At 38.3% G+C, this 22,695-nt stretch carries 15 protein-coding genes, 5 pseudogenes and 1 riboswitch; of the genes and pseudogenes, 12 read left to right on the top strand and 8 right to left on the bottom strand.

All coding sequences use genetic code 11. The annotated features are described in order from the left end of the window. Window positions 1-284 precede the first annotated feature (284 nt). From ACFIK7_RS00730 to ACFIK7_RS00700, 7 genes and pseudogenes are all read left to right on the top strand, one after another. Entirely contained in the window at window positions 285-677 is a 393-nt protein-coding gene (locus tag ACFIK7_RS00730; RefSeq protein ID WP_375657506.1) for a Fur family transcriptional regulator, read from the top strand. Window positions 678-849: 172 nt separating this feature from the next. Further along, window positions 850-1,007 (top strand): annotated as a pseudogene (locus ACFIK7_RS00725) (HlyD family secretion protein); the annotation flags it as partial. Then, window positions 1,004-1,147 (top strand): annotated as a pseudogene (locus tag ACFIK7_RS00720) (transcriptional repressor); the annotation flags it as partial. The pseudogenes ACFIK7_RS00725 and ACFIK7_RS00720, both read left to right, overlap by 4 nt. Before the next feature lie 173 nt (window positions 1,148-1,320). Next, window positions 1,321-1,478 (top strand): annotated as a pseudogene (locus ACFIK7_RS00715) (HlyD family secretion protein); the annotation flags it as partial. Beyond that, window positions 1,475-1,618, top strand: a pseudogene (locus ACFIK7_RS00710) (transcriptional repressor); the annotation flags it as partial. The pseudogenes ACFIK7_RS00715 and ACFIK7_RS00710, both read left to right, overlap by 4 nt. Window positions 1,619-1,791: 173 nt before the next feature. Then, window positions 1,792-2,886 carry an HlyD family secretion protein gene (locus ACFIK7_RS00705; protein ID WP_375631506.1) on the top strand — a complete coding sequence of 365 codons (1,095 nt, stop codon included), beginning with the start codon at window positions 1,792-1,794 and terminating at the stop codon, window positions 2,884-2,886. A gap of 20 nt (window positions 2,887-2,906) precedes the next feature. After that, window positions 2,907-4,478, top strand: coding sequence for a DHA2 family efflux MFS transporter permease subunit (locus ACFIK7_RS00700; protein ID WP_273791457.1), 1,572 nt, complete (start codon window positions 2,907-2,909; stop codon window positions 4,476-4,478). Window positions 4,479-5,617: 1,139 nt separating this feature from the next. Here ACFIK7_RS00700 and ACFIK7_RS00695 read toward each other — a convergent pair. The 3 genes from ACFIK7_RS00695 to ACFIK7_RS00685 all read right to left on the bottom strand — a co-directional run bounded on the left by ACFIK7_RS00695 (window position 5,618) and on the right by ACFIK7_RS00685 (window position 9,569). Then, window positions 5,618-6,202, bottom strand: coding sequence for a GNAT family N-acetyltransferase (locus ACFIK7_RS00695; protein WP_273791458.1), 585 nt, complete (start codon window positions 6,200-6,202; stop codon window positions 5,618-5,620). A 74-nt stretch (window positions 6,203-6,276) separates the two neighbouring features. Then, a complete protein-coding gene (locus ACFIK7_RS00690) occupies window positions 6,277-7,410 on the bottom strand; it encodes a type III PLP-dependent enzyme (RefSeq protein WP_273791459.1) in 1,134 nt (377 codons plus the stop codon). 1,241 nt (window positions 7,411-8,651) lie between these two features. Further along, a complete protein-coding gene (locus tag ACFIK7_RS00685; protein ID WP_375662750.1) occupies window positions 8,652-9,569 on the bottom strand; it encodes a rhodanese-related sulfurtransferase in 918 nt (305 codons plus the stop codon). Between the two features lie 115 nt (window positions 9,570-9,684). On the opposite strand from ACFIK7_RS00685, the gene eda reads away from it, so the two are divergent. Further along, on the top strand, window positions 9,685-10,350 hold the full coding sequence (eda, locus tag ACFIK7_RS00680) for a bifunctional 4-hydroxy-2-oxoglutarate aldolase/2-dehydro-3-deoxy-phosphogluconate aldolase (RefSeq protein WP_273791461.1): 666 nt from the start codon (window positions 9,685-9,687) through the stop codon (window positions 10,348-10,350). Window positions 10,351-10,366: 16 nt separating this feature from the next. Here eda and ACFIK7_RS00675 read toward each other — a convergent pair. Together ACFIK7_RS00675 and ACFIK7_RS00670 are read right to left on the bottom strand one after the other, a co-directional pair. Beyond that, a pseudogene (locus ACFIK7_RS00675) lies at window positions 10,367-10,762 on the bottom strand (ferredoxin--NADP reductase); the annotation flags it as partial. Between the two features lie 19 nt (window positions 10,763-10,781). Continuing rightward, on the bottom strand, window positions 10,782-11,609 hold the full coding sequence (locus ACFIK7_RS00670) for a ferredoxin--NADP reductase (RefSeq protein ID WP_375662749.1): 828 nt from the start codon (window positions 11,607-11,609) through the stop codon (window positions 10,782-10,784). 804 nt (window positions 11,610-12,413) lie between these two features. Between ACFIK7_RS00670 and alr the strand changes: the two genes are divergently transcribed. Continuing rightward, window positions 12,414-13,529 (top strand): alanine racemase, encoded by a 1,116-nt coding sequence (alr, locus tag ACFIK7_RS00665; RefSeq protein WP_375662748.1) that lies wholly within the window; start codon window positions 12,414-12,416, stop codon window positions 13,527-13,529. A gap of 1,541 nt (window positions 13,530-15,070) precedes the next feature. Here the strand turns inward: alr and gcvP are convergent. Genes gcvP through gcvT form a run of 3 tightly spaced genes read right to left on the bottom strand, consistent with a single transcriptional unit; the run spans window position 15,071 to window position 19,359 of the window. Beyond that, window positions 15,071-17,866, bottom strand: a complete 2,796-nt coding sequence (gcvP, locus tag ACFIK7_RS00660; RefSeq protein WP_375662751.1) for an aminomethyl-transferring glycine dehydrogenase — start codon at window positions 17,864-17,866, stop codon at window positions 15,071-15,073. A gap of 5 nt (window positions 17,867-17,871) precedes the next feature. Beyond that, on the bottom strand, window positions 17,872-18,240 hold the full coding sequence (gene gcvH / locus ACFIK7_RS00655; protein ID WP_375616693.1) for a glycine cleavage system protein GcvH: 369 nt from the start codon (window positions 18,238-18,240) through the stop codon (window positions 17,872-17,874). Window positions 18,241-18,246: 6 nt separating this feature from the next. Next, complete coding sequence (gene gcvT / locus ACFIK7_RS00650) at window positions 18,247-19,359, bottom strand: glycine cleavage system aminomethyltransferase GcvT (RefSeq protein ID WP_375662747.1); 1,113 nt, start codon at window positions 19,357-19,359, stop codon at window positions 18,247-18,249. A gap of 136 nt (window positions 19,360-19,495) precedes the next feature. After that, window positions 19,496-19,593: riboswitch (glycine riboswitch) on the bottom strand. A gap of 449 nt (window positions 19,594-20,042) precedes the next feature. On the opposite strand from gcvT, the gene ACFIK7_RS00645 reads away from it, so the two are divergent. From ACFIK7_RS00645 to ACFIK7_RS00635, 3 genes are all read left to right on the top strand, one after another. Further along, the gene (locus ACFIK7_RS00645) at window positions 20,043-20,705 is read left to right on the top strand and encodes an LON peptidase substrate-binding domain-containing protein (RefSeq protein WP_273791465.1); all 663 of its coding nucleotides are present in this window, start codon (window positions 20,043-20,045) and stop codon (window positions 20,703-20,705) included. A gap of 13 nt (window positions 20,706-20,718) precedes the next feature. After that, on the top strand, window positions 20,719-20,925 hold the full coding sequence (locus ACFIK7_RS00640; protein ID WP_375631497.1) for a Trm112 family protein: 207 nt from the start codon (window positions 20,719-20,721) through the stop codon (window positions 20,923-20,925). Window positions 20,926-21,938: 1,013 nt separating this feature from the next. After that, window positions 21,939-22,337, top strand: a complete 399-nt coding sequence (locus tag ACFIK7_RS00635; RefSeq protein WP_275065251.1) for a helix-turn-helix domain-containing protein — start codon at window positions 21,939-21,941, stop codon at window positions 22,335-22,337. The last annotated feature ends 358 nt before the right edge of the window (window positions 22,338-22,695 follow it).

Genomic DNA, 22,695 nt, shown 5'->3' with positions numbered 1-22,695 from the left:
TTTTTTTAAATAAAATAACCCAAACATTTCCAATAAAATATTGTAACAAAAAATCCTATTTCAAGACATTATTGGTAAAATAAGAAGCGTATAAAAGTTTCTTGCTGGATAGCAGCGGCTTTCAGATTATAATACCCCTCCCCTCACAACGGTTGCAACTTTTCTTACATATCGCAATGATGTCATGTAAAAGGCTAAAGATTAGAGTACATATTCTATAATCACCATTGCATAAATATCTTACACGCTTTATGCTTTTCCATGGGAGCAAAAGGAAGATGTCAATGTCATCTAAACTGACGCGTAACCAAACATTGGTTTTAAATACTTTAAAAAATGCAAAAGGGCCTTTAAGTGCTTATGCGATTCTCAATCACTTACGCGAAGAAGGTTTTCGCGCACCTCTCCAAGTTTATCGTGCGTTAGAAAAACTCGTACAGTTAAAGTGTATTCATCGTCTTGAAAGTGTAAATGCCTTTATGGTCTGTTTACACCCTGAAAACTGTCAACATGAACTTACAACGTTTATAATTTGCGAAAACTGTGGCACAGTCAACGAAATACAAAATCAAACGATTGTATCAAGTTTAAAACAGATGGTTCAAGCGGTTGGCTTCCAAGCACACAAAAGCACCCTAGAAGTACGAGGTCTTTGTAAAAAATGCGCAATAAAATAAGACATCTACTTGAAAATAAGATCTCTAACTTGCAAGTTTATATATTTAGTATTATGTAGCAGGGATCGCCTTATTGTTGGAAAAGCTCTTATCGTCCGTGCATATATCACCCTACCCTAGAGTGAGAGGCTTATTATACTCGTTAGAACATAAATATTGAAAGTATAAAATCATGTCCGTATCTGAGACCATTTTTTCAACAAAAAATCTCGATAAAATGAAACGAAAAAAGTAATCAAAGCTCTTCTTATCGTCTTTGCGCTTTTTGTACTTTGGTTTAGCTATAAGTGGACGACGCAATGGTGTTATATGCTGTCCACTGAAGATGCCTAAACTGTGGCACAGTCAACGAAATACAAAATCAAACGATTGTATCAAGTTTAAAACAGATGGTTCAAGCGGTTGGCTTCCAAGCACACAAAAGCACCCTAGAAGTACGAGGTCTTTGTAAAAAATGCGCAATAAAATAAGACATCTAACTTGGAAATAAGATCTCTAACTTGCAAGTTTATATATTTAGCATTATGTAGCAGGAATCGCCTTATTGTTGGAAAAGCTCTTATCGTCCGTGCATATATCACCCTACCCTAGAGTGAGAGGCTTATTATACTCGTTAGAACATAAATATTGAAAGTATAAAATCATGTCCGTATCTGAGACCATTTTTTCAACAAAAAATCTCGATAAAATGAAACGAAAAAAGTAATCAAAGCTCTTCTTATCGTCTTTGCGCTTTTTGTACTTTGGTTTAGCTATAAGTGGACGACGCAATGGTGTTATATGCTGTCCACTGAAGATGCCTAAACTGTGGCACAGTCAACGAAATACAAAATCAAACGATTGTATCAAGTTTAAAACAGATGGTTCAAGCGGTTGGCTTCCAAGCACACAAAAGCACCCTAGAAGTACGAGGTCTTTGTAAAAAATGCGCAATAAAATAAGACATCTAACTTGGAAATAAGATCTCTAACTTGCAAGTTTATATATTTAGCATTATGTAGCAGGAATCGCCTTATTGTTGGAAAAGCTCTTATCGTCCGTGCATATATCACCCTACCCTAGAGTGAGAGGCTTATTATACTCGTTAGAACATAAATATTGAAAGTATAAAATCATGTCCGTATCTGAGACCATTTTTTCAACAAAAAATCTCGATAAAACGAAACGAAAAAAAGTAATCAAGGCTCTTCTTATCGTCTTTGCGCTTTTTGTACTTTGGTTTAGCTATAAGTGGACGACGCAATGGCGTTATATGCTGTCCACTGAAGATGCCTATGTGCAAGGAGATATAGCCGCTATTGCGACTAAATTAAATGGGTATATTGAAAAAATTGCCATTAAAGCCAACCAAGTTGTAAAAAAGGACGATGTTTTATTTTACCTAGACAATGGTGATTATAAAATAGCCTTGGATCAAACAGAAGCGCATCTTAACACACAGAAAAAAACACTTCTACGCATTGATGCGCAAATCACAGCCGCTCGTAGTTCTTTAGATGATGCAAAAGCACAAAAAGCAGCCGCTTCAGCCATAGCAACCAATGCACAACTCACCTTAAAACGTGTAACAGAACTGAAAGCCAATCGTTATGCTCCTCAATCCAATGTTGATGATGCCAAATCCGCTTATGAACAAGCCATTGCGAATGTTAACAGAGCGGATGCAAAAATGGCTTCAGCACGTGCAAATATCCGAGTGCTAGAAGCACAACGAAGTGAAACAGAAAGCGAAACAAAGAGTTTAGAGCTCTCGCGTAAAAAAGCACAACGTGATCTTGATTCGACCATTATACGAGCGCCATTTGATGGAGTTATAGGAAATTTAACAGCAAAAACGGGAGATTTTGTTGTAAATGGCCAACGTCTTGCGGCGTTAGTCCCCATACATGCACTTTATATTGAAGCAAACTATAAAGAAACACAGCTACAAGACATTCATACCGGACAAAAAGCTTATATTTCTGTTGATGCCTTCGAAGATGATGTTTTTACAGGAACAGTGCTTTCTATTTCGCCCGCAACAGGCGCTGTTTTTTCTCTTCTGCCTCCACAAAATGCTACCGGTAACTTTACAAAGATTGTCCAGCGCATTCCCGTACGTATTTCTATTCCAGAAGAAGTCTTAAAAACCGGACATATCCGAGCAGGAATGAGTGTTTCAGTGAAAATTGATACACGTACAAAGCCACAAGATAAAAGTCTCTTATAAAAAAAGTAGAAGATCTTACTATGACATCTTCCATACCAGAGCTCATACAGTCTCAAGAACGCATAGGAATGCGCAAAATTGTAGTTTTTATTGCTATGTCTTTTGGCATGTTTATGGCAATCTTAGATATCCAAATCGTTTCCTCTTCTTTAGCTGAAATTCAAGCGGGTCTTACAGCAAGCTCTGAAGAAATTTCATGGGTTCAAACCTCCTATCTCATCGCTGAAGTCATCATGTTGCCGCTTTCTGGATTTTTAGGAAGATTGCTTTCAACACGTGTTTTCTTCACCATATCAGCGATCGGGTTTACGATTACTTCTGTTCTTTGTGCAACAGCAACATCTATTGGAGAGATGATTTTGTATCGCGCACTACAAGGTTTTATTGGTGGAGGAATTATCCCAAGCGTTTTTGTCGCCTCTTATGTTCTTTTTCCTCCTTCCAAACGCCCAATTGTTACCCCTATTGTTGGACTAGTAGCAACATTGGCCCCCACCATTGGTCCAACCGTGGGAGGCTATATTTGTCATCTCTCATCATGGCATTGGCTCTTTCTCATCAATGTACCCTGCGGGATTATCATCTCAATTCTCGCTTGGAAATTAATTGATTTTGATAAAGCTGATCCCTCTTTAATGAAGAAGTTTGATTGGTTAGGATTCATTTCTATGGCTACTTTCTTGGGAACTTTAGAGTATATTCTAGAAGAAGGAGCACGTCATGATTGGCTGAGTGATACGCTGATTCGGGATTTGTTCATTACCATGATTCTTGCTGCAGCCTTATTCTTCTGGCGTGCTTTTACAGTAAAAGAACCCATTGTAGATCTCTCTACTTTTTCTAATTTTAATTTTTCAGCTGCATCCATTTTTTCCTTTTCATTGGGAATAGGCCTTTATGGACTCACGTACCTTTATCCTGTCTATTTAAGCCAAATCCGCCACTTTGATGCCCTCATGATTGGAGAAACATTGTTTCTTTCAGGATTCGTCATGTTATTAACTGCCCCGCTTGCTGGATTTCTTTCAGCACGAATGGATGCACGTTTAATGATGGCAATAGGACTTTTTGGTTTTGCAATAGGTATTTGGATGGCGAGCTCTATCACAGATAACTGGGATTTTTGGCAGCTTTTTTGGCCGCAAGTTTTCCGTGGTGCTTCTGTAATGTTATGTATGGTTCCTATTAATAATATTGCCTTGGGAACACTCCCACCAGAACGGATGCAAAATGCTTCTGGACTCTTTAATCTCACCCGGAATCTAGGTGGGGCTGTAGGGCTTGCCATTATCAACACTCTCATAACAAAACGCACAGACTTCCATCATGAACGAATAGCCGAAACTCTTAACTACGCAAACAGACAAGCAACTGAAATGCTTTCAAATCTTACTGTATTATTCAAAACAGAAACCTTTGATTCCTATACTCTGGCTCTTTCTCAATTGTTTGGTATGGTACGCATACAAGCAACCATTATGGCTATTAGTGATATTTTCTTTATCATAACCATCATTTTTGGTGTTTTGACATTTATGACCATGTTTCTCAAAAAAATACCACCTCTCATGGATTCACCACCAAATCACTAAGCTTAATTAAAATTGAGAAATATTTTTTATCCTTATCACTTTGCTCGTTTCCTATGCACTTTATCTTGTCTCAAGAGACAGTATAAATAAACATATGATTCTAAATGATTCTTCTGATAAAAATTCTTTTAATGCGGGCTCTTTCCGCACTTAAAAACAACTTCTCGCATACAAAAATTGTTCTAGATGATAATAAACAAAGAGCTTATCTAAAGTGCTCCACACCATAAAGATAAAGCAGCCATTTCTATAAGATTTTTGATTTATCACCATAGGGTAAAAACATTAAATCTCTCATCTATCTACCCCCTTTTTACGCTACTATCCTCATAAAAACTATTTTGTTAAGATTCTGTGCCTTCACTCTTTTGATTCTTACAAGAATATTCATAAAAGATTTATGATTCTTGTGATTTTTATTCACGCACCTATTTCTCTTATAATGTGTAGGATAACGTTTTTTTGATTCTGAATGCAAAATTTTACATGAGAAAATCATTTTGTATTTGATCCTCTCATGCCAATTGCAAAACGATTTACCTTTATAGCAAAAAAGTAATGATATTTTTTTTTCAAAAAAGCTGCTTTTAAACATGTAATTTTATTTTTTTACACTCTTTAAAAAAAGCTGATACTTACAATTTTGATTCTACTGCTACATATTTTTCTTTCTTAAGCCCCTTCTCTTTCAACAAGAGCTGAAATGGTATAAAATTTCTCAAAATATCTCTCTATTGAATCAATCAAAACCATTCCCTTGCACATAAAAAGCAAAGAAATAAAAACTGTTTAAGAAAAAAGTAAAATATCCAACCGTTTTTATGCAAGATTTATCAACGATATTGAAAACTGGAAAACTGTATGATGATAGCGACTTTAAAAGAACACAAGACAACTCAAAAATCCGGTTCCTTCAGTATTATAAAATAAGACACTATTTCAAAAAATGAGCTTAAAATATATTCTTACTCACTTAACTGAAATTATCAAAAATAAGAAACCAGCCCCATAAAGAAAAAGCCATATAATAAAATCGCAATACAACTCCCCAAAACTTTGTACCGCTAAATACCTTGGCACTGTCAAAACGGTATGCTCTTCTCAATGGCAGCTGCTGAAAAACGAAATAAACACTATCTTCAAGCGACTTTATGATGCTGAAAACGATTTGAAACTTCTCGTTCTCCACTAGGAACCAAAGTGCCATAACACCCAGAAAGATAATGTGGTATCAGTTCCAACGCTTGAAAGCGATGTTTTTCGTAAGGACCAGGCATTGCCAAATTTTCTGTTAAACTATTTGAAAAGCCAAAACGTTGATAAAATTCAAAATCCCCTACCAGCAAAATGGCGCCATATCCCAATTTTTTTGCTGTTTCAATTGCATGGCGGACTAAAATTGATCCTATTCCCATACCAGCACATTCAGACGCAACAGCCAAGGGGCCTAAAAGTAAAGCATGTTGTGTTTCATTTTTTTCTTTAGAAAAAGAAACATGCCAAAGACGGACACTTCCCACAAGCTCTCCAAGCACATTTTTAACCACAAAAGAGAGCCCTTGAGCAGCCAAACGACCACGACGTAAAACCTCTGATGATTTACGTTTACGTCCATACCCCATCATTGAATCAAGCAAATTTTCTCGATAAGGCTTATCGGCTTCTTGCTCCAATAAAAGTGTAAAACATGCCCCATCTTTTGTTTGAAAATTAATCATGTTCATCTCTATAACCGCCCTCTTACAGCGCCATGACGAGCATAGCAAAAAATCTAAAAAACTATAGTTAAAAGGAAATGTCAGATCACATATGATCGTAAAGGCTCAAAACCATTAAAAGCAACCGATGCGTAAGTTGTTGTGTAAGCACCCGTTCCATGAATCAATATTTCATCTCCTATCGTTAGGGATAGAGGAAGCGGATAAGGTGTTTTTTCATAGAGAACATCTGCCGAATCGCATGTCGGTCCAGCCAAAATACAAGGCTCCATCACCTTATCATCATGAGGTGTCTCAATAGGATAACGAATGGCTTCATCCATAGTCTCAGCAAGACCATTAAATTTCCCAATATCAAGATAAACCCATCGTACATTATCGTTATCAGCTTTTTTAGATATTAGAACAACTTCTGTACGAATAACACCAGCATTGCCAACCATCGCACGTCCTGGCTCAATAATCGTCTCAGGGATACGATTACCAAAATGCTTTTTCAATGAATCAAAAACTGCTGTACCATAAGCTTGTTCTGTAGGGACATCTTTCAAATAACGCGTTGGAAAACCGCCCCCCATATTCACCAACCTTAGTGAAATGCCTTCTTGTTCCAAACGCTTAAAAACTGTAGAAGCATCCGATAAAGCACGATCCCACGCACTCAAATCAACCTGCTGAGATCCAACATGAAAAGAAACACCATAGGCTTGCAAACCCAATTGGTGTGCCCGTCTTAGAACATCAACCGCCATATCTGGAACACAACCAAATTTGCGTGACAATGGCCACTCTGCACCTTTGCCATCGGTAAGAACACGGCAAAAAACACGTGCTCCTGGAGCAACACGCGCAATTTTTTCCACTTCTTCAACACAATCAACAGCATAAAGTGAAACTCCCAATGCATATGCTCGTGCAATATCACGCTCTTTTTTAATCGTATTTCCAAAAGAAATACGCTCTGACGTTGCTCCTGCTTTTAAAGCCATTTCAATTTCTGCAACAGAAGCCGCATCAAAAGAAGATCCTAAAGAACTTAGCAAACGCAAGATTTCAGGAGCTGGATTTGCCTTTATTGCGTAAAAAATACGAGACTGCGGCAGAGCTTTTTCAAAATTTAAATAGTTATCACGAACAACATCAAGGTCAACAATTAAGCATGGACCTTCAGAACGATGTGTTGCAAGAAAATCGCGAATACGTTGCGTTGCCATCTGCAATTCTCCTTGAGGGAACGCTCCCCCACTCTATGCTTAGACAGCCAAAGCTGCCAAAAGCTAAAGGACAAAAAACACACAACAACCATCCCCATTCTGATTACAAAAAACCAGAAATTAGCATTGCATGCTGCGAAAGAACAGCGCGAAACCGCGTTATTCTATTTTATATGCCTTTTTGATTGGAGTTGAGAAAACCACTTCCGCACTGAAGGCAATGAGGTGTGCCTCTATAGTTATCCCAGCATTTAAAAGCTGGAAGACACCAGAAAGGCCCGCACCGTCGTTGCTTCAAGATGTCCTCATTCTTGCAATTGGCTGTAAGAATGACTGGAGCGGTTAGTTCCAGGTACCGTACCGGTTAATCTCACCATTTGAGAACCAGCGGACACCCACAGGCACGTGCGACTTTGGGCAAGGCATCCTATAAAACGAATTCTTTCTCATTTCAATCATTTTTTTAATTTTAAACATTTTTTAATTCTTAAAGATAAAATGATGCGAAAAAACAACACTCTCCCCCACCAAACAAGGTCATTCATCCACTTTCATGGGATCACTCCCCTCATGTAAAACAGAATACCCCAAACGGAATATAGTTGGGTTGTATCTTCACGTACTTTCTTTAAAGAAACATTTCTTAAAGTGCTCGAGCCAACTTCACACCAGCGCCCGTAAATGATAGAATAGTACCCCCAATAAAATAATATAAAATCTATTGAACCCACTATTTTTAGGCTTCATAAAAGAGCAAGCTGATCATCATCACACACTAAGCCCCCAATGTTGTGACAGCCCTTGACATTTGAGACGACTAATAAGAGGCACGTCCTTCTTGTATTGTTTTACTCCACGTGACTTTCCCCGCTTGTAACGTGGAAGAGATATGGTTTTTATTGATTCAACCATAGAAACAGGCTTGGAATGAGAGAATCCTGACGATATTTAGATCTCTTATTCAAGATGTAAATAGCCAATTATTATAAATCAATGTGCTAAATTGTTCGTAAATGACTTTTCTATTTTAAAATGAAAAGTATTTGAAATACTCAATCCTATAAAATAAAAGAAAGCAAACAATCTATAATGATTACTTATAAGTCAAATAATTTAACATAAACAAAAAGACCGAATAATATCCGGTCTTATAAAATATTTTTCTACTAATATTAAAAAACTCTTCTCTCTTAAATTTAAGAGAAAAACGCTACAATTTAAAGCCCTACACTGCGATATCCTTATGTCCCTTGATGAGAATCAATTGCACGCAACTTCAACAATTGAAACTGCCTATGGCGCTCACGAAAGCGCTCTCTATCGGCTTCACTACGCGTGTTATAACAAGCATCACAGGAAACACCTTCCTCATAATGAGGCGATAATTTGCTTTCAGCATTAAGAGGAGAACGACACGCGCGACATAATTCGCGTCCACATTCTTCAAGACCATGATGAACAGAAACACGCTCATCAAAAACAAAACACTCACCCCGCCATAAACTTTTCTCTTTTGGAATTTTTTCTAAATATTTGAGAATACCTCCTTTTAGATGGTAGACTTGCTCATAACCAAGATCACGAACATAAGCTGTTGATTTTTCACACCGAATACCACCTGTACAAAACATGGCAATTTTCTTTTTTTTCTTTAACTCAGCCTCATGTTTACGCACCCATTCAGGAAATTCGCGAAATGTTTTAATCTGCGGATCAATCGCTCCTTGAAAACTCCCTATTGCATATTCATAATCATTACGCGTATCGATCAAAATTGTCTCTTCATCTTGAATAAGAGCATTCCAATCTTCAGGATCCACATACGTACCAACAACTTTTAGCGGATCAACCCCTTCAACCCCCATTGTTACAATCTCTTTTTTCAACCGCACTTTCATGCGATGAAAAGGCATTTTTGATGCCCATGAATATTTAATCTCCGGCGTTTGAAACGCTGGTTCAGCCATAATAAAGTCCACCAATGCCTCAATTGCCGCACAAGAACCAGCAACTGTTCCATTAATTCCCTCTTGTGCTAAAAGCAGAGTGCCTTTGATATCCTTTGCTTGACATAATTCCTGCAAAGGTTTTTGTAATTGATGATAATGTTTCAAATCTGCAAAGCAATAAAGTGCAGCAACTTTAAAATTCTTTTCCATGTGTTTTGCCATAACGCGCGTTTCATTCAATTTCAAGATTTATTCATGTACTCTTTAACATATTGTGCTTAATCAAACGATACAAACAATATCATCTCCAAGAAGAAAAAATATCATGTGCCAAAAAAGAGAAAAGCTTTTATTATATCTCCAAGGACAAACTGTTATACCTGTTTTGCTCATTGACAATCTACAAAGTGCTGTACCCTTAACACGCGCTCTTGTCAAAGGTGGATTAAAAACAATTGAGATCACCTTGCGAACACCAAATGCCCTCAAAGCAATTCAGAAAATTACACAAGAAGTCCCTGAAGCAATTGTTGGAGCCGGCACAATTCTCAACACAACACATTACGAAAAAGCCGAACAAGCTGGAGCCAAGTTTATTGTAAGCCCCGGATTATCCAATGAACTAATCAATTGTGCAAAAAATAGTGAAATTCCCCTTCTTCCCGCTGCAATGACCCCAAGTGAACTCATGCAAGCATTAAACAAAGGCTATTCATATCTTAAATTTTTCCCTGCTGAAGCTGCTGGAGGTATTTCCTTCATTGAAGCTTTAGCATCTCCCTTCTCTGATATCCGGTTTTGCCCAACAGGCGGTATTACACAAAAAAGTGCAACACAATGGCTCCAACTGCCCAATGTCTTCTGCGTTGGTGGTTCTTGGATAGCGCCCCAACAACTCATTGCAATAAGTGATTGGGATTCGATTACTGCATTAGCATATACCGCATCACAACTTCCCTCTCCCTCGAAAAAAGCTCTTTCTACAATCTAATATAAAGTGCAAGAATATCAGCCCCTTCAACAAGACCAAAGCTTTCACACATCCTTGCGCAATCTTTTAACATTGCCATGGAACCACAAATCATCACCCGATCTTCATCAGGATGAATTTTAGGAAGGCCTGTTGTTTCAAAAAAGCTCCCACTCTCCATAACAGTCGTAATACGCCCCATATGCTCAGAAAGCTCACAAGTAGTCATAGGATAAAATTTCAACTGTTGTGCATATGCCCCAATGAATGAATCTTGTTGCAAAGAGAAAACAAGATCTTTTGCACAAATTAACTCATTCTTTTCGCGCGTTATTTAAATAAGAACAACTTCTGAAAATTTTTCATAAGTGTCAGAATCACGAATAAAGCTTGCAAAAGGAAAAACCCCGTACCGGTTTGAAAGAAGATAAAGCACCAATTTTCCCACCTAATTACTCCACAAAAGCGCGCTCTACAACATAAGTAGCAGGAGCATTATTGGCCCCTTCAACAAGACCAAAGCTTTCACACATCCTTGCGCAATCTTTTAACATTGCCATGGAACCACAAATCATCACCCGATCTTCATCAGGATGAATTTTAGGAAGGCCAGTTGTTTCAAAAAAGTCCCCACTTTCCATAACAGTCGTAATACGCCCCATATGCTCAGAAGATTCACGAGTAGTCATAGGATAAAATCTCAACTGTTGTGCATACTCTCCAATGAGTGGATCTTGTTGCAAAGAGGAAACAAGATCTTTTGCATAAATTAACTCATTCTTTTCGCGCGTTGTTTGAATAAGGACAACTTCTGCAAACTTTTCATAAGTTTCAGGATCACGAACAAGGCTTGCAAAAGGAGCAATTCCCGTCCCAGTTGAAAGAAGATAAAGACGTTTTCCAGGAATAAGAGCATCAAGAACCAGCGTTCCTGTAGATTTTTTACGCATGAGAACTGTATCACCAATTTTAATTTTTTGGAGATGCTCGGTTAAAGGTCCCCCTGGAACTTTTATCGAAAAAAACTCAAGCTGTTCATCCCAAAAGGGGCTTGCAATCGAATAAGCGCGATAAATCGGCTTTTCTGCATTTGGCAAACCGATCATAACAAACTCACCCGAACGAAAACGAAAACTTTCCGGACGATTCAGACGGAATTTAAATAACCGATCTGTGTAGTGACAAACCTCTTGGACAGTAAGGGCGAACACATTCTCAGGAATCGGAAAATTTGCAACGCTGCTGATGCTTGACGGAACATTGGTAGCAGACGTATTCATACTCTTCCCTATATTTTATTGAACGTTAAATTTCGAATCCTTGACGTGATATAGTACTTGCACAACCATCTGCCAACAATTTTCTTAAAACAAAAGCCTCAAGGTTAACACTTTTATGTCAAAATTAAATAAATGAGTCTAGCGCGCTCTATAAGCGATAAAATTGATTTCACTTAAAACCAATCAAAGACTAGAAAGTAAATATTGGATACCCAATCCATCTTGAAAATAAATAATATCCAAATCAACGGGTTTTCTAAGTCAACAGTTTTTAATGTATCAGAAAATGTTTACACACTGTTTTCCATTTAACAAAAATAATTTTAAGTGCATAAGACGACATCCAAAATTGCACAGATAAGTGATCTTTCCCCTCATGGTAAAAAACTTGTAATGCATTGATTTAACGTGGTTAATTTAATCATTTTATCTTCTCTGAATAAGCAGCCAGTGCAATATTTAATCAAAACAATCGCACCAGCAACAACAGCCTAATATTGCACTCTTCAAAATGATACAATACAATAAACTATGTTTTATTTTTTATATGCCTAAACTAGGGAAAATAAGTAAAAAGTTTATGTTTTACAAATTATTAGAAGATACCATGTTGATAACAACACAAATAAAACTAAAGTATCTCTTATATCCAAAGTAGCATTTTACATAAAAAACGACTTTAATGGCAGTATAGGATTCTTATGATTTTGACCATAGAAAATAGTGCCTTTCCCTATATCGTAAAGAACCTCAATGAAATAACCAAAAAACCCCGTATTTCACGAACACAGATAAGCTTTTAAAATGAAAAAATCCGTTAATGATGAAATAGATACATCACTCTATGCAGCTGTAGCAACCGTCGATGTCAGTGCCATTGTTGCCAATTATATCACTTTAGCCAAACGTGTAGCTCCAACGCAATGTTCAGCAGTTGTAAAGGCAAACGCCTATGGATTAGGAGCTCACAAAATTGCTCCTGCCCTTTATCAAGCTGGTTGTCGCACTTTTTTTGTCGCCCAAATCATAGAAGCACTCCAATTAAAAAGCATTTTACCATCAAATGTCACGATTTCCCTTCTGAATGGACTTCCACACTTAGCAGAAGAGTTTGTCGCACAATCTGGTATTGTTCCTGTTCTAAACTCTTGGAATGCCATTGAAAATTGGCAAAAAATTTGTCAAAAAAAAGATAAAAAATTTCCAGCAATTGTTCAAATCGATACCCATATGAACCGATTAGGACTTAATCAAAAAGAATTACAAAAACTCATCAAACACCCTACAATTTTCGAAAAAGCAGAAATAAAATATATTCTTAGTCACCTTTCTAACGGAGAAGATGATACCCATCCATCAAATTATGCCCAATTGACTGCTTTCAAAACGATCCTTGCGCAATTGCCTGCTTGCAAAGTTTCCTTTGCCAATTCTGGAGGTATCTTTCTAGGATCAGATTTTTATTTTGATCTTGTTCGTCCAGGCATTGCACTTTACGGAATCGCTCCCCAAGAAAAACACACATCCCTTCTAAAACCTGTTTTAAAACTTGAAGCCCAAGTCATTCAAAGCCGCGTTGTTGATATAGGAGCACCTATTGGTTATGGAGAAAGCTTTATAACCAACAGACCAAGCACTCTTGCAACCATTTCTATAGGCTACGCAGACGGCTGGCTCCGTGCTCTTTCGAATAAAGGAACAGTTTATTTCAATGGGCACAAACTTCCCATGGTTGGGCGGGTTTCTATGGATTCCATTATTGTAGATACGACCGATCTTGAACAAAAACCTCAAACAGGTGACTGGGTAGAACTCATTGGGCCCCATCAAACACTTGAAAAAGTATCTATAGATGCCGATACCCTTCCCAATGAAATTCTAACATCTCTTGGCTCCCGCTATAAATACATTTACACATAAAAACTCTTAAAAAAAATAAATTGATAAAAATCATCCTTTTAGAAAATTGAGGGGCTTTTACAAAAGATTTTACAACAATCAACCACATAGAATGGTCATAGACACCGTGCATTCACAGAAATCTCAAAACAGACAAGTTGATGGACTGTTTTATGGAAGTAGCTTTCACCCAAAATACAAAAACTTAGCCTTTCCCCATAAATTGACAAAAAAGCATCTACTACAAAGTTTTTAAAATTAACTGCCCAATTAAAATCATTCGCTTGCATACCACAAGCTGAACTATGTGTAGATAAAAATGATTTAAGAAAAGAATAATGCTTCTAACGAACCGCCTCAAATACCAAGGGCTGTAAGCAGCACCCACGAGCTGGAAAAGTGTATGATAGTGCCAATTTCCTTCTTCATAGAGCGTAAAGATAGTGGGGAATCAATGGATTTACCCTTACACCATTCACGAGCGCCGTCGCGAAATGGGATTGGGAGCGAAGTGTCTCTTTAAAACAAACACGTGAATTAACAACTCAAGTATATTCTTTTTGGAGCGTTCTGTTTTACATGAGGATCATTCCCCCACTAAAGAACACAATAAATATAAGGTATGGAGCAATGTGTAATCCCCATTATTAAAAAAATATTGCTTTAAATGCTTTTGAAAGCCGCAAAGCTGAATTAAGAGGAGATGACAAACTGAGGATTGATTTTCACCTTTACGGCTTTACATTTTCCCAAAATTAGATTGTCTTCCAGTTTCAAAGGTTACGTCAACAGAAATACACAATCCCCCCGCCCTCATCTGACAGACAAAAGCAGGAACGACTCATAAAGCTCTTTTTTTCTCAATCTCTAACTTAAAACATGTCGCTGCGTTAAGTTTGGATGTTGATTTACAGGTAACAGCGAAAGAACACGAGCTCTTAGAAAAACAGCGCCGTAAAGTCACAAACTGACTTGCAATGAAGTGGAAAGATGTGCCGGCTTTTATAAGACCCCTTGTAAAAAACAACCATAATACATTTGGCTTTGCGTTTGCTCATTCTGACAGGTGTTCTTACATATTTTTGCGTCATATTTATAAAAAGCAGATTAAAGAGAAATATTTAGACAATTCTTGACTCGAAAAGATGCAACAACAGAGTTTCGCGTGTCTTTATCATCAAAAACACTAAAATTGATTTTATTCTTTCTACAACCGGTCGTCGTCACCTTAGTGAGAAGTAGTATATCACAACACATGCAACAGACGTGCCCCTATCCTCATAGGTTTCACTCTCGTTTACATGAATTAGCTGGCTAGACCGATGCCGACTAGTCACTAAAACCATGTCATACGGTAGAAGACAAAGGAGAGCATGCCTATTGCCGACAAAACACAGCTTTTTTGTCGACTTTTTCGATTTTGCTCATGTTGTAAAAAAACAATGCAAAATTCTAGAAAATAGACAAATAACGCCATCATGATCAACAAGTAAAAAACCCACACAAAATGTGTGGGCTTTTTTTGTTTATGCAAATAAATAAATTAAATACATATTTGTTATTTAATAGGTATTTCCCAATGGCGGGCACGAACAAATGAGCATTCTGTCTCCCGCAACATTATCAATACGCGATACAGGAGGCCAATATTTATTGGCTGGATCAAGAGAACTGTTGGGAAAAACAGCTTCTTGTCGCGAATAGGGTCGTGCCCAAGCATCATCTAAAGTATCTGCCACTGTATGAGGGGCATTCACCAATGGATTATTGTCTTTTGGCCAAACCCCATTCCCAACTTTTTTCGCTTCTTCAGCAATAGAGAGTAAAGCATCACAAAAACGATCAATCTCTGCTTTTGGTTCTGATTCCGTTGGCTCAATCATCAAAGTTCCCGGAACAGGGAACGACATCGTGGGCGCATGAAATCCATAATCAATGAGACGTTTTGCAATATCATCAACACTCACCCCATACTGCTCTTTCAACACGCGTGTATCCACAATACATTCGTGCGCAACACGTCCATGCTTGCCCCGATAAAGAATGGAATAAGCGGCTGAAAGACGTGCCGCAATATAATTGGCATTTAAAATGGCTATTTGTGTTGCATATTTTAAGCCATCAGCCCCCATCATTCGAATATACATCCATGTAATTGCAAGAATAGACGCACTTCCATAAGGAGCAGCAGAAACCGCATGTGTTGTCCCATCCTGTTCATGACCTGGTAAGAATGGTTTGAGATGCGCTGCAACTCCAATTGGTCCCATACCAGGACCACCACCACCATGAGGAATGGCAAATGTTTTATGAAGATTCATATGACAAACATCAGCGCCAATATCCGCAGGACGAGCAAGACCCACAAGGGCATTGAGATTAGCACCATCAAAATAAACTTGTCCGCCATTTTCATGAATAATAGAACAAATTTCCTTAATGCTTTCCTCATAAACACCATGGGTTGAAGGATAAGTAATCATGAGAGCGGCCAATTTATCTTTATGCAATTGCGCTTTCATTTTGAGATCGTCTACATCAACATCACCATCGCTTAAACATTTTACCACAACGACTTCCATCCCTGCCATATGGGCCGAGGCTGGATTGGTACCATGCGCAGATGCAGGAATAAGACAAACTGTACGTTGATGTTCTCCCCGTGATTGGTAATATCGTCGGATAGCCAAAAGCCCAGCATATTCACCTTGAGCACCAGAATTTGGCTGAAAAGAAACTTGCGCAAATCCTGTAATTTCGCACAACCACGCATTTAACTGGTTGATCATCTCCAAATATCCCGCTGCATCCTCTTGTGAAACAAACGGGTGTATATTGGCCATACTAGCCCAACTCACAGGCATCAATTCAGCCGCCGCATTAAGCTTCATTGTACAAGAACCAAGAGGAATCATAGCACGGTCCAGCGCCAAATCCTTATCCGCCAAACGACGCAAAAAGCGCATCATATCTGTCTCTGAATGAACAGCATGAAAAAAAGGCTGAGAAAGAAAAGCAGCATCCCGTTTTTTTCCAAAAAGTCGTGGAGAAACCTGATCGCCTAATTGTGCCCCAAAAAGCTGCGCTAAAGCACCTGCATCTTCTTCTGTCGATAATTCATCAAAATTGATTGCAATAGTGTCATCATCGAGAACACGAATAAGGCGCCCACCTATTTTGGCTTGATGCGCAATCTCTCGCGCTTTTCCCTTAACAGAAATACTAACACAATCAAAAAAGCTTTTCCCTTCAACATGAACCCCTGCTGCTTCTAAACCAGCAACAAAACAACATGTTAAATGATGAATTCGCTGCGCAATTTCTTGTAAACCTTTCGGCCCATGCCAAACAGCATAAGCGGTTGCCATATTAGCCAATAAAGCCTGCGCTGTACAAATATTTGACGTCGCTTTATCGCGCCGAATATGTTGTTCGCGTGTTTGCAAAGCTAAACGAAAACCAACACGCCCTCTCGTATCCACGGATTGACCAACAATACGCCCTGGAATAAGCCGCGTTAACGCATCACTCACGGCAAGGTAACCAGCATGTGGACCACCAAATCCCATTGGAACGCCATAACGCTGCATAGAGCCAACAACGATATCTGCCCCCCATTGAGCCGGTGGCTCCATAAGGGTAAGCGCTAAAGGATCAGCCACAACGATAACTAAAGCTCCCTTTTCCTTTGCCTCTTTTATGATCTCACTGTAATCATGAAAAGAGCCTTTTGTATCTGGCCAAGATAAAACAATTGCTGCTGTATCAGAAGCAATTTCGCCATTTTGGCTAATCTGAATCCCTTGTGTTTCAGCACGCGTTTGCACAACACTCAAAATCTGAGGATGTAAAAGACTCTGAAGAGAAATTTTTGTTTTTTTCTCACGGGAAAAGCGAAAAGCGAGAGCATTGGCTTCAGCTAAAGCAGTTGCTTCATCAAGAAGAGAAGCAGCAGCAACAGGCAAACCTGTTAGTTCACTAACCAATGTCTGAAAATAAAACAAAAGTTCTAAACGACCCTGGCTAATTTCTGCTTGATAAGGCGTATAAGCAGTATACCAAGCCGGATTTTCAAACAGATTTCGTAAAATAACCGGAGGCACATAAGTTCCATGATATCCTTGTCCAATAAAACTTTTGTGCACATGGTTACGCTCCATCATCTTGGAGAGTTCTTCCAAGGCTTGTCCTTCACTAGCAGCCTCTGGAAGATTCAATGAACGTCCCAAGTGGATAGAGTGTGGAACAGCTTGAGAAATGAGTGTATCAACACAATCAAGCTCTAAAATATCAAGCATTTTTTGTGTTTCATCAGGACGCAGCCCAATATGTCGAGAAGAAAAAGAACGCTCGATCATGCCACTCATCCAATCAAAGCCTTATAAGCATCTTTATCTAACAACCCTTCCAGTTGTGTCTCATCCTGCAATGTCATTTTCCATAACCAGCCTTCTGTTTCGGGTTTCTGATTCACCAGTTCAGGATTATCAGCCAATGCTTCATTTATTTCGACCACTTCACCATCAAGAGGAGCATAAACATCTGAAGCCGCTTTCACTGATTCCACAACAGCCGCCGCCTCTCCTTTAGAAAGTTTTGTTCCACTTTGTGGTAAATCAACAAAAACCAAATCCCCTAATTGCTCTTGCGCATAATGCGTAACCCCAACAGTCACCACTTGCCCTTCAACGCTAAGCCATTCATGGTCTTGTGTAAAATAAGTTTTAGACATAAAAAATCATCCTTTAAAATAACGTTGTTCAACAAAGGGAAGTGAATGAACTGATAATACAATCTTTTTGCCTCGCAGTTCTGTAAAGACTTGTGTCCCTTCAACTTTAAAATCAACAGGAACGTAACCCATCGCGACAGGACCATCAAAAGAAGGACCAAAACCACCTGATGTTACAACGCCAATCTCATTACCTTGATCATCAAGAAGCACCGCACCGGCACGAATAGGTTGACGCGTTTGCGGTTTTAATCCAACACGACAACGAGCAGGTCCTTTTTGCAGTGCTTCAAGAAAAGCTTTCGCACCATAAAATTGTGCTTTTTCTCGAACACTTTTAGGAACAGCCCATATTAGAGCCGCATCAATAGGTGTCGTATCAGGGGTAATATCATTTCCATGCAAACACAGCCCTGCTTCCAACCGCAAGCTATCGCGTGCTGCAAGTCCAATCCACTCAACACGAGAATCACTCAGCAATTTTTCAGCCAACATATGCGCATGCCCTATAGGCAAAGCAATTTCAAAACCATCCTCTCCCGTATAACCAGAACGCGTTATAAACCAATCCTGCTGTGGTTCGAATCCTTGCATAAAGAACAATTCATTCCCTGGTAAATCGGCATCAGCAAGAACAGCTGCCGCTTCAGGACCTTGAAGAGCAAGCAATACCCTTTCAAGGGCAATCACTTGACATTCAAAATCAACCGCACGCTTTTCCAATTCTACAAAATCAGCCTGTGCATTCCCAGCATTGGCGACCAACATAAAACGGCCCTCTTCCAAACGGGTAATGATAAGATCATCAAGAATACCAGCCTGCTCATTAAGCAAATAATTATACCGTGAATGCCCAATCTTTAAAGCTGCTGCATCAATGGGGAAAGCATAGGACAAAAATTCCACGGCTTGTGCCCCTTCAACCGCAATCAATTTCATATGAGAAATATCAAAAAGTCCTGCATGTGCACGCGTATGAAGATGTTCTTTCAAAACGCCAAGAGGATAAGTTAAAGGCATGTTCCAGCCCGCAAAAGCACCAAATTTTGCTCCTGCTTTTTCATGCAAATCATATAAAGGAAGTGTTTTTAAAAAAGATGTTTCTTGTGCTGTGCCCATAATAACTCCAAAGCTGCGCTAACGCCCACAGAATATGGCCGTCTCTGCCCCCTCTGTCATCAACCTGAGAGACTCGCGAAAAGATTTTTCGCTTACACCTTCGGCGCGGGTTCTCCCGACTTTCCAGATCTGCCTTCTTCCTTTTACGGTCCTTAAAGCCTGAGAGATTATGGGCTATTTCCCCTTCGGCGGCAATGCGAAAATTTGCAATCTGCACTCTCCCGCAAAAGAATGAAAGAAACGATAACGCTCTTTCCAGCATATTTAAACCTATAGCCTATCTTTATCACACTGTCATTAGTAAAGTGATGAAAATGTTCTCATTTTAAAACTTGCATAAGCTGCTTCAAAAGATTTATAATAGTGTCCTTTTGAACCTTACAAAAATTGCAAGGAACACATTTTAGGAAGTTTAAGACAAAAATCAAAAGCTATAAACAAAAATACCTCTTGAAAATCATGCAAAACGTCACACACTAAAAAGATCGCAAAGCAATATTCTTTCGCGCGCAGTTCAACCTTAAAGATAGGGTTTCATATTCTTTATTTAGAATTAAGGACTTCAAGTATTTTATAAGTATGATTTTAATGCACAAGAAGTGGTTTTTCTGCTTTACTCCATAGTGTCATAAATTGCGACTATCTACAGACTAAAACTACCGAACAAAGGTGACAAAATACTCATGAAAGCTGGTAATATCTCTTACAATTGCGAAAATGATCTTCCAAAGCAAATTGCTCTTTTTCCTTTAGAAGGTGCACTCTTACTACCCGGTGGTTTTTTATCACTCAACATTTTTGAACCAGAATCACTTGAAATGATTGAAAACGTTATGGTAACTGATCGTCTATTGGGCATTATTCAACCACTTTCATCGGATACAGACCGCTTCTCTACACAACTTTATAAAACAGGCTGTATAGGGCGCATTACAAACTACAGTGAAACAGGAAATGGACAACTGTTCATTATCTTACAAGGTGTTTGCCGCTTCACCTTAGAACAAGAATTGACAAACACAAAATCTTATCGAACAGCTCTCATCCAATCAAACATAAAAGACTTGCAAGAATTTGATATTGAAGAAAACATTAACCGAGAGAACTTACTCGACGTTGTAGAAAAATATCTAACCATACATGAAATGGAATATAATTGGAGCAGTATCATAGAAGCCCCTACACCTATATTGGTTAATGCTTTTTCAGCCCTTATCCCCTTTACACCAGCAGAAAAACAAGCTCTCCTTGAAGCTCCAGATATCGAAAGCCGTGCCCAAACTCTTCTTGCATTAACAGAGCGCTCACTCATGAAACAAACAAGAACAGATTACCGCTTAAACTAATGAATGTCCCAACATGAAAAAAATGACCACAGATCCCAAAATGCTCGAATTGCTCGTCTGCCCAATAACGAAAGGCACTCTCTCTTTCAACCGAAAAACACAAGAACTCATTTCTCTCAAAGCCAAACTTGCCTATCCTATTCGTGATGGCGTTCCCATTATGCTTGCCTCAGAAGCGCGCCCTTTGCAAAACAATGAAGAAATAACGCATAAAAAATAAAAAACCCTCATGCAATTTTCCTCTACAAGCCCACTGCTATCAATCCTCTATCAATATGATATCTCAATATCTACGATTTCTGAAAAAAGAGTTTTACAATAAAGATATTTATATCGCTTTACACCTTGTAACAAAAGCCAAAAATATCATCAGATTTATCTCATTCCAGCCTGTTCATACTGAAGCAATCAAAACCATTCGCTTGCACCACACAAGCATCTGAACAAAAACAATTAAAAAAGGGAATAAAAATGGCTCTTCTGAACTTCTTAAAAGCAAGAATTATAATAACATTTTGAACCAACTCAGGTAAATGAAATTTATTTATTAAATATAAGATTGTTATATTTCATGAACTTTACGTTATACCCTTCACGAGCAACATGTTTGAGATACCTCGATTTAAGATGAAGAAAAACGATAAGCTGTATCATCTTATGTATACCATATCGGGACAAGAATATTTATCTGTTTGTTTACTTTTCAAAGCGGGGAAACAGCCTAATTTTGTGGAGAAAACATAAAATCGTAAAGGAGAAAATCACCCCATTACCTTGCCATCACCCTTTAATTTCGCTTTACAATTTTTACAAGTATCTAAAGTATCTCAAGCAATATTTTTATGTATAATATACGCATTAATTACGTGAAAACTTGAAACAACAAACAAGAAACACTGTTGTAATTTCAATTGACGATTGAAAGTAATTGCCTTATGAAGGAGGCTTGTGTTTTTGGTTGTATACGCGACAATCAAATAGGGTCTGGAAGCCCGAAAAACTCAAACTAGAAATAAAACCGCTTTTGCGGATATCCCGGAATTTCCGGGGGCTCTTGTTATGTCCAAGTGCTTTCAGCACTAAAAGCAAGGGGCTGTTTTGAGTCAGCACTTCCAGACCCCGGAATACTAATGCGAGGGCGCTCGCAACCGGTGGGGACATCAAGTGAAAGCCAAAAATCTACATTTTTACGATATTTCTTTAGGCCAAAAAATTCGCTTCAGAAGAAACGTCATGGGTTTTTCTCAAAAACAATTAGGAAGTCATTTAGGCGTAACATTCCAACAAATCCAAAAGTATGAAAAAGGCTTAAATCGCGTAAGTGCAAGACGTTTACAGGAAATTGCTCATATATTAGATGTTCCCGTTTCCTTCTTTTATGCTGATAGCGCAAAAAAAGAAGAGAGCCCCTATCATTGTGATGACAGAATAGCAAGCAAAGCAGAATATTTACTTTTAAAAAATTTCAGAATACTGACCCGCAAAAAACAAAGAGCAATTTTGCAGTTGATTTCTGATGAAAAAATGACCCCTTATTTTCATAAATTCACTGAAAGGACAATCAACGTCCTTAATAATCTTGACAAGAATTGTGACTGTCTCCCCACACCTCATGAGAATGAAAATTCTTAATCTAATCTGATTTGTAAATAATCCGAATTCTAACGAGTTTAACTTAGAAATAGCACGTTGATTTATAATGATAATCTAACGTTATTGATATTGAATAAGTGTTTCGAATATCGTAAAATTCTTTCATTTCAAACGTGTTCTATATTGTATCAATCAAAATCTCTTGTTTGCACAACACAAGCAAAGTTGGCGTGTGAGTAAAAATGTACAAAAAGGCATACCTCTTATTGAATCGTCTCACATACCAAGAGCTGTAACGACATTGGGTGCTAAAAAAATGTATGATGGTGCTAACTTGCTCTTTTATTAAACGTAAATATGGGAGTGTTCAACGGCTTTCCACTCATATGACTCACTT

The organism is Bartonella sp. CL266QHHD, from assembly GCF_042195355.1.
In the GTDB taxonomy this organism is placed as follows: Bacteria; Pseudomonadota; Alphaproteobacteria; order Rhizobiales; family Rhizobiaceae; genus Bartonella.
The sequence above is the reverse complement of the archived record's forward strand: the minus strand, read 5'-3'. Positions and strand labels throughout refer to the sequence as shown.